Here is an 11,977-nt window from a genome sequence, read left to right on the forward strand (position 1 = left end):
GGGACACTAGCCTTTTCAGGCGTTGGCGAGCGTTAGAACAACAGGCGTGTGATCGCTAGGGCGTTCAAGTTTACGTGGCAATTTGTCGATCAGGCAACTTAGGCACAGAGGTTTTAATGCTTCACTGACCAGGATATGGTCTATGCGCAAGCCCATATTACGGCGGAAAGCCGCCATCCGGTAATCCCACCAGCTATATTGCCCTGCTTCCTCACTGAACAAGCGGAAACTATCTGATAAACCCAGTGCCAGCAAGTTCTGGAAAGCCTCCCGCTCTTGCGGGCTGACCAGTACCTGACCTTCCCAGGCCACAGGGTCATGGCAGTCACGGTCATCCGGCGCAATGTTGTAATCCCCCAGCAACGCCAGTTTTTCATGCTGCTTTAACTCATCAGCCACCCAATGGTGCAGCGCGTTCAGCCAGTTGAGCTTGTACTGGAATTTATCTGAATCCAGTGCCTGGCCATTCACCACATACGCACAAATCACCCGTACACCTTGTATGGTCGCCGCGATAATCCTTTTTTGTTCGTCCGCAAAGTTAGGCAGGTCAACATGCACCTGGTTGATGGCATGCGGGCTGATGATGGCGACGCCATTGTAGGTTCTCTGCCCGTTGTGGATGGCATTAAAACCGGCTTCTTTTAAAGCGGCATAAGGGAACTTGCTGTCCTCCTGCTTGGTTTCCTGGAGGCACAACGCATCGGGTTGGTTGGCGACCAGCCAGTCCAGTACATGCGGCAGGCGTACCGTCAGCGAGTTAACATTCCAGGTGGCCAGTTTCAACAGTATTCTCCAATCATGGGGGATGGGTGGCAATCAACGATTGCCATGACACTCGCGCATTTTACACCAGTCTTTTGCCATTTTCCGGCCATGTGTGTTGGGCTGACAGTCAGCATCCGCTAGCCGTGGTTGTGCGTTTTTAGACTGAATATCAGACAAATGGCGTATTTTTGAATTGTTCACCTACTATTAAAGTGGCACCTGAGTGAATTTACTTTCAGGAGAGCAGTTATGAAGCAGGACCTTAACCATGCACAGGGCAAGCGCGCTGGATTTTCCCGGGGCGAATGGGGCCTGGTGCTGGCGATTGTGCTGGTGGCGATGGCGTTAAGGCCGGGGATTGTTTCTATGGGCCCGGCCTTGCCCGCCATCATTGATGCCTTCCAGCTTAGCCATGCCATGGCTTCGTTAATGACAGCTATTCCCGATCTGTTAATGGGCGCGCTGGCCTTGCCTACCCCCTGGCTGGTGCGCAGGTTCGGCGTGAATAAAGTACTGATGCTGGCATTGGGTTTGCTGAGCCTCTCGATGGGTATGCGCGCGTATGCTGACAGTGAGCGGTTGTTAATCAGCGCTACGGTTGGTGTAGGGGCGGGCATTGCCGTTGCGGGGGCCATGTTTGCCGGCATTGTCAAAGCCAGTTTTGCCAATCGCGCCGCGTTCATGATTGGTATCTATGCGACCGCCTTGTCGTTAGGCAGTACCCTGTCCGCCGGGCTCACCGGCTGGATATTGCAAGCGACAGGTTGGCGGGTGGCGATTGGTGCCTGGGCAGCGTTGGGCGTGATTGCCATGATTGCCTGGTGGCGAGTGATGCCAAAATCAGTGGCCATACAGCCAGCATCTGGCACAGCGGTCACGCCAACAACACGTTTGCCACTGCGCACGCCAGTCGCATGGCTGATTGCCTTATTTTTTGCCTGTGTGAATTTCCTGTTCTATGCCATCCTGACCTGGACGGCGGCCATGTATCAGGAGGCCGGCATGCCAGCTGCTGAAGCGGGTGCCGTGCTCGCCAGTTTTACCTTTTGTTTCATGCTGGCAAACCCGGTAGTGGGCATGCTGAGTAAAAGCCTGGACCGGCGTGGCTGGTTAGCTGGCTGTAGCCTGTTATCTACCATAGGCCTGGCAGGCATGGCAACGCCAGGCGCATGGCCGTGGTTATGGGTGCCGGTGACGGCGTTTGGCCTCGGTGGCGCATTTACACTTGCAATGACTTTGCCACTGGATCATACGCATACGCCAGATGCGGCAAATCGCTGGAATGCATTTGTGTTGACCATAGGTTATTTGATTGCTGCTACCGGGCCTTTTATCATAGGGTTGATACATGACCACAGCGGGCATTTTGCCGGTGGTTTCCAGTTGCTGGTGGGTGTTTCTGCGCTGATGCTGGTGCTAGCCATGATGCTCAAACCACCCAGGTAAAACACCTCTGCAGCTTTAATATAAAATGACTGCAAGCCTGTCTTGCAGTTGTTGCATTCAATAGTTTGCAACCAAATGCATCGATACAAATATAAACCCCTGTCTATTTGGCCGATGTCATGGCCATGGTTTGCGGTATAAATCAGGCTGGACTTAATCATTGGCAAAACGCCCAACCAGCTTGTAGTGATACCGTTGTTCTAAATTACCATGAAACGCAATTCAACCCTCTCTTTGTTCAGATGGCTGGTGGCTATTGTCACGTTTGCCAGTACTGCGTTTGCGGTTGCTGCAGATAACATCACCTTGCAGTTGAAATGGCGGCATCAGTTCCAGTTTGCAGGCTATTACGCTGCCCACCAGCAAGGCTATTACAAAGACGAAGGCTTAAACGTCAACATCATTGAAGGCAGTAAAGACCGCTCGCCATTGCAACAGGTGTTATCAGGCCAGGCTGAATACAGCATAGGTGATGCAGAGATCCTGGTAGCACGCATTTCCGGCAAGCCAGTGGTGGCGCTGGCGGCCATTATGCAACACTCTCCCGGTATATTGCTCAGCCTGCAGGAAAGCAATATTCGTGAACCTCAGGACCTGATTGGCAAACGCATCATGATGTCGGCTGACGGCCAGGGGGTGTTCCAGTTCAAGGCCATGTTGCTGAAACATCATCTGGATATCAAGCAGATGACGATAGTGCCGCATACATGGCGTCTGCAAGACTTGATAGAGGGCAAAGTCGATGTGATCTCGGCATATGCCATGGACGAGCCAGGCCAGTTGCAGCAAATGGGCTATTCACCTTCTATCATCAGTAACCAGTCTTCTGGCGTGGATTTTTACGGCGATGTGCTATTTACCAGCGAGCGTGAATTGGCCACGCACCCTGAGCGGGTAGAGGCGTTTTTACGTGCGACTAAAAAAGGCTGGCTGTATGCACTAAACCATCAGGAAGAAATGGCCAATAGCATTGCTGGTATGCCCGGCGTTTCCAAGAGAGGCGTCACAGCACAAACCTTATTGCGGGAAGCCAGTTTGATGGAGCCCTATGTGCTGACTGGGGTGGTGCCCTGGGGCCATATGAATGAGGAGCGTTGGCTGGCAATTGCACAAACGCTGGCTGACTTAGGGCTAGTGCGCCCTGATTATAATCTGCGAGGGTTTCTGCATCAGGGCGATATGCGTATCAAACGGCCGTACATTGTATGGTTATCAAGAGGCGTCGCGGTGCTGCTAATGATCCTTGGCGTCACTTTTCTGTGGAATCTGCAGATCAGGCGGCAAGTAGTGCACCGCACCCAGGCATTGCAAAGTGAAATAGACCGCCGCAAGCAGGCAGAATATCTGCTCAAAGTAGCAGGCAGCGTGGCCAAGATTGGCGGCTGGATGATAGATATCAAAACCGACACCTTGCAATGGTCGGATGAAGTCGCTGCCCTGCATGAAATGCCTCCCGGCTATACGCCGACGGTGGAAGAAGGCGTACGCATGTTTGTGCCTGAGTATCAGCCACTGATGCAGCATGCGCTGAAAAAATGCATAGAAGAAGGGGTTGCCTACGACCTTGAGCTGGAAAAGATCACTGCGACAGGCCGTCGTTTCTGGGTGCGCGCCATGGGCCAGCCGGTGCGTGACCCGGATGGCCACATTGTTAAGCTGCAAGGGTCATTGCAGGATATTACCGCCCAAAAACAACTGGAAGCCATCAGGCAAGGGCAGGCCAAAATCCAGGCCATGATGCTGGCGGATGTTTCCCTGCACGAAATTCTTAATACAGTGGCACAACTGGTCGAGTTGCAATTCCCTGACGCCTGTTGTGCCATTCTGCTGCTTGACCAGGAAGGGTCGCATCTGCGGCATGCCGCCTTGTCCAAACTGCCTCTGCCATATATGCAAGCGATGGATGGTATCGCATGGCAAAGCAGCCAGATCGCGGTTGTTACCCAAAGTAGGGTGATTGCCAACGATATCAGTACCTACCCCTTCGGCGACGAGCACAGCACCTTAGCGTTGAGTCACGGCCTGAAAGCCTGCTGGAGTGCGCCTATTTTGTCGCGTAGCTGGCGTGCATTAGGTGTGCTGGTGATCTACAGGCGGCATCAATATGCGCCGGTAGCGGCTGAGATCGATTTTGTCGAAAGCTATGCGCAAATGCTGGGCCTGGCCATTGAACGAGAGCAGTCCGACGAACAACTGAATCTATTACGCAGCGGAATTTCGCGGCTCAATGACATTGTCATGATCACCGAGGCCCCTTTGCAGGCGCCCATGCAGCAAAAAATCGTGTTCCTTAACGAGGCATTCACAAAAATCACCGGCTCATCGCTGGAGCATTTAAGCGGCAGTTCACCTTTTGATATTTTCAATGTTGCGACACCCGGACGTGAGCTTGAGCGCATCAAACACGCTTTTCAGCACATGTTACCCATCACGGCCGAAGTGATCGCTGTCAATCTCGATGGCGCAGGCGTTTCACTGGAAATGGATGCCTTGCCCTTGCATGACAAAGGGGGGCGGTATACCCACTGGGTGCTGGTGTTGCGCGATATCACCGAACGCAAGCAGGCCGATGCGCAAATCCGCCAATTGGCCTATTACGACACCATGACTGGCCTGCCTAACCGCTTGCTGCTGCAGGAGAAACTGGCCGCTCATCTGCGAAAAGCAGTGCGCAAGAAAACCAGTGGTGCACTGCTGTTTATTGATATTGATAACTTTAAAACACTCAATGATACGCATGGGCACGATATCGGCGATGCGCTGCTGATCGAGGTGGCAAAACGCATCAAACATTCCGTCCGTCGTTTGGATACTGTCAGCCGCCTGGGCGGTGATGAGTTTGTCGTTGTACTTGATGGATTGAACCGGGATCAGGCACAAGCCGAAAAGCAGGCGCGTATCGTGTGTGAAAAGATCGTTGCCGCCTTTGAAAGCCCATTTAATTTAAATCATTACCAGCACTACACCTCGCCTAGTATCGGCGTTGCGCTGTTTGATTATGATGCCCCCAGCCAGGCGGAAGAGCTGTTACGGCGAGCCGATATGGCCATGTACAAAGCCAAAGAAGCCGGTAGAAACGGCTACCAGTTCTTTGATACCTTAATGGAAACCGAATTATTGCAGCGCGTGGCGCTGGAAGCTGATTTACACATCGCGATTGAATCGCAGCAATTCCTGTTGCACTTCCAGCCGCAATATAACCAGCAGCACGAAATCGTGGGTGCTGAGGCCTTGATCCGCTGGCAACACCCGGAGCGCGGCCTGATCATGCCAGGCCAATTTATCACCATGGCCGAGAGTTCAGGGCAGATTGTCGCGATTGGGCACTGGGTATTGCAGAAAGCCTGCCAGGTATTGCTGGCCTGGTCTACCCGCCCGCAACTGCGCTCGCTGGTACTCTCTGTAAACGTCAGCCCCAAACAATATCTACAGCCCAATTTCGTGCAGGAAGTACAGCGCATGGTGACTGAAACTGGCATTCATCCCGGCAGGTTGAAACTTGAACTGACAGAAAGCATGCTGGTGGACAATGTGGAAGACATTATTGCCAAAATGACTGCCTTGCGCGAAGTCGGCGTTTGCTTCTCGCTGGATGATTTCGGTACCGGCTATTCTTCTTTGTCTTACCTGAAACGCTTGCCGTTCGATCAGCTAAAAATCGATCAGTCATTTGTGCGCGACATGCTCAATGGGCATGATCACAAAAGTATCGTCAATGCCATTATTTCGCTAGGGCAGAGCTTGCAGCTGGAAGTATTGGCGGAAGGCGTGGAAACCGATGCACAATTACGCGTATTGACGGAGCTGGGTTGCCAGGCATTCCAGGGCTATTATTTCACCAGGCCATTAGCGATAGATGTGTTTGAACATTGGGTGAACAACAATGCAAGCTACGCTGCAAAAGATAGCGCTGTGTTAAAAATGCTTTAATCGATCCGCAAACGCACCATAAAAAACGGCCATCCTGTGACGGGTGGCCGTTTTTGTTTGTTAACGCTTAGGCTGGGACAGCATGTGGCAAAACCAAGCAGTATCTGACTAAGCGTCAGACCAAGTAGTGGTATTCACACCGTGACAGAATTACTTTTTGGAAAAAGCAGATTTCTTCCAGGTATATGTTCCGCAAGTGATCAAATACAGAATGGCCGAAAAGATGTTGAGTACCGGCACCATACTCCTGAAAGCCAGAAAGAATGCTTTGCCTAAAGCGTGCCTGAGCGTATCGAATTCGCAATTACGAAATTCAATCAGCGCACCTATGGCCGAAATCACTAACGGCACTAAATAAAAGGCAGAAAAAATTTCAAAATCCATGACATCTTGTCCATTGAGGTCGCATTGATGGTTGGGTGTTTTGACTATTTGAAGCAAGTTCAGCAATGCCAAACTGGAATTTTACAACGCAATCCGGTGCCGTTGGATAAATCCATCAGGTAGCATAAACCGGTATAACTGTTTAAAGCATCAAAGCCGGTAGATGTCTGTTGTTTGCTTTTTAAAAGGCGTGTCTTTAAAGCTGCTGAGTGCAGATATTTTACTTAGACATACACATCAATTTGATTCTGATAACCAGTCTGCCTGATTTGCCCTGAAAGTGATTGTGTGCCAGCCCCGGCCTTTGCTTTGGTGTCAGTTTTCTCCAGCGCTTGTTTGCTTTTCTCGGCTTCTTGCTGAATCAGTTGATTGAGTTTTATTTGCGCCATTTGTATTTGTAACTGAATATTTTTAGCTTTTTGCACGCCGGTTTCGCTTTGATCACCCAAAGCGGTTTGCAAATCCTTATTGAGTGCGGCAAGTTTTTGTTTCAGGCCTGCGATAGTATTGCTGTTACCTTGACTCGATGTGGAAGAGCCGCCGCTGGTGGAGCCCACTTGCATGTTGATAGAAATAGCCATAGGAATGCACGCATCATAATCATGTAGAAGATGACTGTTTAACGGCAGTTTTAAGCACAGGCTTTAATCAAGCACTGGTATTTGCTGACATGGGTCTAGTCGGAAATGACCTTGCATACATATGGGATTGAGGGCTAGCCATAGGCAACAAAAAGCCCCGTTTCTCAACGGGGCTTACAGTTACAACTGATTCAAACAACAATCAGGCTGCGAAGTTCTTGGCAGCAAATTCCCAGTTGGCCAGGCTGGCCAAAAAGGTTTCTACAAATTTTGGACGTGCATTGCGATAGTCTATGTAATACGCATGTTCCCACACGTCTATGGTCAACAGGGCTGTTTCACCAGTCGTTAATGGTGTGCCAGCGGCACCTGTGTTCAGGATATCAACTGTGCCATCGGCTTTTTTCACCAGCCAGGTCCAGCCGGAACCGAAATTGCCTACGGCAGAAGCCTGGAAAGCTTTTTTGAACTCTTCAAAAGAGCCCCATTTTGCGTTAATGGCATCAGCCAGTGCGCCAGTAGGTTCACCGCCACCGTTAGGTGACAGGCTGTTCCAGAAGAAGGTGTGGTTCCAGACCTGGGCTGAGTTGTTATAGATGCCACCGGAAGATTTCTTGATGATCTCTTCCAGGCTGGCATTTTCAAACTCGGTGCCCTTGATCAGGTTGTTGAGGTTGGTCACATAGGTTTGATGGTGTTTGCTGTAATGGTAGTCAAACGTTTCTGCGGAGATATGGGGTGCCAATGCATCTTTGGCGAATGGCAATGGAGGTAAGGTATGTTCCATGGTGTTTCCTTTTTTATGGTGTGTTGAATGAAATGGTATTGAAAAAGTCTTGTTAAGACGCTGTTATTTTTATGAGTGTGACATCCAGGTGCTGTTTAGAACCACAAGACCGGTAAAAGGTTTAGCAGTTTAATAGGATATTTTGCCATAGTTTGCGATGCAGTAACACGTTGCTGAATACTATCTAGTGAGCGGAAACGCTTATTTTTTGCGCGCACGCGGATGCGCCGCGTCATAAATTTTGCTCAGGTGCTGAAAGTCGAGGTGGGTATACACTTGTGTGGTGCTGATGTTGGCGTGGCCCAGCATTTCCTGCACTGCGCGTAAATCACCGCTGCTCTGCAAGACATGGCTGGCAAAACTGTGGCGCAACATGTGCGGGTGTACATGGTTATGCAGGCCTTGTTTCACTGCCCATTCGTTCACACGCATTTGTATACTGCGCCCGCTGATACGCCGGCCTTGCTGGCTGATAAAGACAGCCGTTTCAGCCGGGCGTTTGCTCAACCAGAGTGGGCGCACACTTAACCAGGCATGCATGGCAGAAACCGCTTTGCTACCCAGTGGCACCATCCGGGTTTTGTTACCCTTGCCGATGACGGTGACCACGCCTTCCTGTAAATCCAACCGCTCCAGGTCCAGGCCTGTCACTTCACTTAGACGCAGGCCGGAAGAATAAAACAACTCCAGTATGGCGCGGTCACGCACAACAATCGGGTCATCGCCTTCCAGTTCGACCAGCTTGTTGGTTTGCTCGATAGAGAGGGCATGCGGCAACGTTTTGGGTGCCTTGGGTGCGCGCAAGCCTATCACCGGATTGGAGGGGAATTGATGATGCAAGACCAGGTAGTGGAAGAACCCACGCCAGCTGGAGAGCATGCGTGCAATGCTACGGCCACTCAGGCCTTGACTGTGCAAGCTGGCAATACTGCGTCGTATCATCTGCGGAGTGAGTGTTTTCAGGTCCTGCGTATGCTGTTTTAACAGCAGGGAGATGTCGCGCTGGTAGTTGTTGCGGGTATGTTCACTGAGGCCGCGCTCAAAATGCAGGAAGTCGAGGTAATCATCCAGCAGTTCATGCATGATGATTACCTCTAATGTGTGACTTTACGCTGACAATTGCCGCAAGAAGATACCTCTCGGCGGAAACCTCAGCGGGGGCTTTCATATGATGTATCTGGCAAGCGAGGCGCTGACCAGTTCGCCTATCCTATTTAAAAACAGCGTGCCCATGCCGGCATAAAAGCGGCTGCGTTGTTCACTTGGGATCGCCAGCAGGCCAAAGGTCACCTCCTGATAACGCATGGGGATCACTGCCAGTGAGGCCGGTGATTCAGTGAACCAGCCTGCAATATCCATCGTGGGTAAGGTGCCGCAATACGGTTGGCTTAAATCCTTGGCCCAGTTTTTCAGTGAGTCTTCAGCGGCAATAAAAATATCATCGGCAGCATGGCTTTCATTTGTCCATAGCCTGAGCCTGGCATTCGGTAATTGAAAGTGTGTCGCCAGAAACTCCACCAGGTGCGCATGCAATGCCGGCACGTCTTTGGCAAATAATAATCCCAGCGTTAATTCATGGACTTTGTTGGCAGTGGCTTCATTTTCTTCCGCCGTGAGGATCAGCTCGGTAAAGCGCGATTCCAGCACACGGATTTTGTCACGCTGGGCGATTTGCTGGCGTTCTGCCAGTGAAATCGTGCCTTTGCCATGTGGGCTGGGCAGGAACAACTCAGCCAGCAAGTGCGCATGGCTTTCAAAAAAGTCCGGGTGCGCCTTCAGGTAATGCTTGATATCGTTTTCGTTAATACTGTCTTCCATAATGCTTCTGCAATCTGCTTAAATTTCAATGTCGCCTTCAAAGACGATGTCTGCCGGCCCTGTCATCATGACCGGATGTTGTCCGCCAGCCCATTTGATGGTTAATATCCCGCCGCGTGTATGTACTTTTACCGGGCTTTGCAATGTGCCTAACTGAATGCCGCTCACTGTTGCTGCACAAGCGCCGGTGCCGCAGGCCAGCGTTTCACCGCTGCCACGTTCGTACACCCGCAGGTTGATTTCGTGCTCGTTTAATACCTGCATAAACCCGGCATTCACGCGTTGCGGAAAGCGCGGGTGTGATTCGATTTGTGGCCCAAGTGTCGCCACTTCAGCAGTATGCACGTTATCCACCAGCATCACCGCATGCGGGTTACCCATAGAGACGGCGCTGATAGTCACCAAGTCATTTTGCAATGGCAGCTCATAGGCAGTCGCTTCGGCCTCTGCCTCGAAAGGGATCTGTGCCGGGGCGAATCTTGGCGCACCCATATCCACGGTGACCTGGCCGTCATCCTGCAAAGTCAGGGTCAGGTTGCCGCTGGCGGTTTCCACCTTGATTTCGCGTTTGTCAGTCAGGCCTTTATCCACCACAAATCGCACAAAGCAACGGGCGCCGTTGCCACATTGCTCGACTTCGCTGCCATCGGCGTTGAAAATTCGGTAGCGGAAATCTATTCCGGGCGTGTCTGTGCTTTCCACCATTAACAGTTGGTCACAACCGACACCGAAATAGCGATTCGCGATGTGCTGTATCTGTGTGTGGGATAAGTGCACAGGGGTTTGTGTCGCATCAATCACTACGAAGTCATTACCTGCGCCCTGCATTTTGGTGAATCTGAGTTTCATGGCTTGAAATGATACTCTAACAACCCTTGCAATGGCAGCTTACGCACAACATTTATTCCGTTTGGCCGGCAAACTCGGGTAGAATCTTCCTTCCTTTTAGGTGCCGGCTTCAGCCTTTAGTCGGTGCTATTGATCAACCATTTTTACTTTTCAAGGCGTCAAACATGAGTGAATATCTTTTTACTTCGGAATCGGTTTCCGAAGGCCATCCGGATAAACTGGCTGATCAGGTGTCTGACAGCATTCTGGATGCAATCCTTGCCCAGGACCCCACTGCCCGCGTTGCTGCTGAAACATTAGCCAATACTGGCTTGATCGTGCTTGCTGGTGAAATCACCACCACCGCCAATGTGGATTACATCAAGGTAGCGCGCGATGCAGTGAAGCGTATCGGCTATGACAATACCGATTACGGCATTGATTACAAAGGCTGCGCAGTATTAGTGGCTTATGACAAGCAATCCCCTGATATCGCACAGGGCGTAGACAATGCCAATGATGATCCGCTGGACCAAGGTGCTGGCGATCAGGGCCTGATGTTTGGTTATGCTGTGAATGAAACGCCGCAACTGATGCCATTGCCGATCTGGCTGAGCCACCGTGTGATGGAGCGTCAGGCGCAACTGCGTAAAGATGGCCGCTTGCCATGGTTGCGTCCGGATGCCAAGTCACAAGTGACTGTGCAATATATCGACGGCAAACCGCACAAGATTGATACGGTGCTGGTTTCTACCCAGCACGCGCCAGACATGACGCTGGAAGCTATTCGTGAAGCCGTGATTGAAGAAATCATCAAGCCAACGTTACCGGCTGAGCTGATCAAAGGCGAGATTAAATTCCTGGTCAACCCGACTGGCCGTTTTGTGATTGGCGGTCCGCAAGGGGATTGTGGCCTGACAGGCCGTAAAATTATCGTCGATACCTACGGTGGCGCAGCCCCTCACGGCGGCGGTGCATTCTCCGGCAAAGACCCGTCAAAAGTAGATCGCTCTGCGGCCTATGCTGGCCGTTATGTCGCCAAGAATATCGTGGCCGCTGGCCTGGCAGACAAGTGCCTGGTGCAAGTCAGCTACGCGATTGGCGTGGCGCAGCCGACTTCTATCATGGTAGAAACCTACGGTACCGGCAAGATTTCTGATGACAAACTGACGCAGTTGGTGCGTGAGCATTTTGACCTGCGCCCGAAAGGCATCGTGAAAATGCTCGATCTGCTGCGTCCGATTTACACTAAAACAGCTGCCTATGGGCATTTTGGCCGCGATGAGCCGGAATTCACCTGGGAAGCGACCGATAAAGCGGCTGAATTGCGCGCGGCTGCCGGATTGTAATATCGCCAGTAAGGCATTGATGCAGAAAGTAATTTTAAAGAGGGCTTTTAGCCCTCTTTTTTTTCGATTTGTTGACGATATCAAGC

General features: G+C 51.3%; 10 protein-coding genes. 4 read left to right on the forward strand and 6 right to left on the reverse strand.

All coding sequences use genetic code 11. The features are described from left to right. Positions 1–15 precede the first annotated feature (15 nt). A complete protein-coding gene (gene xth, locus ACSSVF_RS05745; protein WP_492405995.1) occupies positions 16–786 on the reverse strand; it encodes an exodeoxyribonuclease III in 771 nt (256 codons plus the stop codon). A gap of 231 nt (positions 787–1,017) precedes the next feature. On the opposite strand from xth, the gene ACSSVF_RS05750 reads away from it, so the two are divergent. The 3 genes from ACSSVF_RS05750 (at position 1,018) to ACSSVF_RS05760 (ending at position 6,502) form a co-directional block, all read left to right on the forward strand. Next, on the forward strand, positions 1,018–2,214 hold the full coding sequence (locus ACSSVF_RS05750; protein WP_492405996.1) for an MFS transporter: 1,197 nt from the start codon (positions 1,018–1,020) through the stop codon (positions 2,212–2,214). Positions 2,215–2,424: 210 nt separating this feature from the next. Continuing rightward, entirely contained in the window at positions 2,425–6,144 is a 3,720-nt protein-coding gene (locus ACSSVF_RS05755; protein ID WP_492405997.1) for an EAL domain-containing protein, read from the forward strand. A 157-nt stretch (positions 6,145–6,301) separates the two neighbouring features. Further along, entirely contained in the window at positions 6,302–6,502 is a 201-nt protein-coding gene (locus ACSSVF_RS05760) for a hypothetical protein (RefSeq protein WP_492405998.1), read from the forward strand. A 250-nt stretch (positions 6,503–6,752) separates the two neighbouring features. Here ACSSVF_RS05760 and ACSSVF_RS05765 read toward each other — a convergent pair whose 3' ends face one another. The 5 genes from ACSSVF_RS05765 to dapF form a co-directional block, all read right to left on the reverse strand. Continuing rightward, positions 6,753–7,109, reverse strand: coding sequence for a hypothetical protein (locus tag ACSSVF_RS05765; RefSeq protein ID WP_492405999.1), 357 nt, complete (start codon positions 7,107–7,109; stop codon positions 6,753–6,755). Between the two features lie 202 nt (positions 7,110–7,311). Then, a complete protein-coding gene (locus ACSSVF_RS05770) occupies positions 7,312–7,896 on the reverse strand; it encodes a superoxide dismutase (protein ID WP_492406000.1) in 585 nt (194 codons plus the stop codon). Positions 7,897–8,097: 201 nt separating this feature from the next. Then, positions 8,098–8,979, reverse strand: coding sequence for a tyrosine recombinase XerC (gene xerC, locus ACSSVF_RS05775; RefSeq protein ID WP_492406001.1), 882 nt, complete (start codon positions 8,977–8,979; stop codon positions 8,098–8,100). An 81-nt stretch (positions 8,980–9,060) separates the two neighbouring features. After that, positions 9,061–9,714, reverse strand: a complete 654-nt coding sequence (locus ACSSVF_RS05780; RefSeq protein ID WP_442584765.1) for a DUF484 family protein — start codon at positions 9,712–9,714, stop codon at positions 9,061–9,063. An 18-nt stretch (positions 9,715–9,732) separates the two neighbouring features. Further along, positions 9,733–10,563: a diaminopimelate epimerase gene (gene dapF, locus ACSSVF_RS05785; protein WP_492406002.1), complete on the reverse strand. Its 831-nt coding sequence runs from the start codon at positions 10,561–10,563 to the stop codon at positions 9,733–9,735. A 164-nt stretch (positions 10,564–10,727) separates the two neighbouring features. On the opposite strand from dapF, the gene metK reads away from it, so the two are divergent. After that, positions 10,728–11,891: a methionine adenosyltransferase gene (gene metK / locus ACSSVF_RS05790; RefSeq protein ID WP_379032618.1), complete on the forward strand. Its 1,164-nt coding sequence runs from the start codon at positions 10,728–10,730 to the stop codon at positions 11,889–11,891. Positions 11,892–11,977 lie beyond the last annotated feature (86 nt).

Source organism: Methylophilus sp. E2MeOHC9, from assembly GCF_058744375.1.

Coding starts and splice junctions, on each gene's coding strand:
- dapF (WP_492406002.1), bottom strand. CDS start 10,563: ATGAAACTCAGATTCACCAAAATGCAGGGCGCAGGTAATGACTTCGTA.
- metK (WP_379032618.1), top strand. CDS start 10,728: ATGAGTGAATATCTTTTTACTTCGGAATCGGTTTCCGAAGGCCATCCG.
- ACSSVF_RS05770 (WP_492406000.1), bottom strand. CDS start 7,896: ATGGAACATACCTTACCTCCATTGCCATTCGCCAAAGATGCATTGGCA.
- ACSSVF_RS05755 (WP_492405997.1), top strand. CDS start 2,425: ATGAAACGCAATTCAACCCTCTCTTTGTTCAGATGGCTGGTGGCTATT.
- ACSSVF_RS05765 (WP_492405999.1), bottom strand. CDS start 7,109: ATGGCTATTTCTATCAACATGCAAGTGGGCTCCACCAGCGGCGGCTCT.
- ACSSVF_RS05780 (WP_442584765.1), bottom strand. CDS start 9,714: ATGGAAGACAGTATTAACGAAAACGATATCAAGCATTACCTGAAGGCG.
- xerC (WP_492406001.1), bottom strand. CDS start 8,979: ATGCATGAACTGCTGGATGATTACCTCGACTTCCTGCATTTTGAGCGC.
- ACSSVF_RS05750 (WP_492405996.1), top strand. CDS start 1,018: ATGAAGCAGGACCTTAACCATGCACAGGGCAAGCGCGCTGGATTTTCC.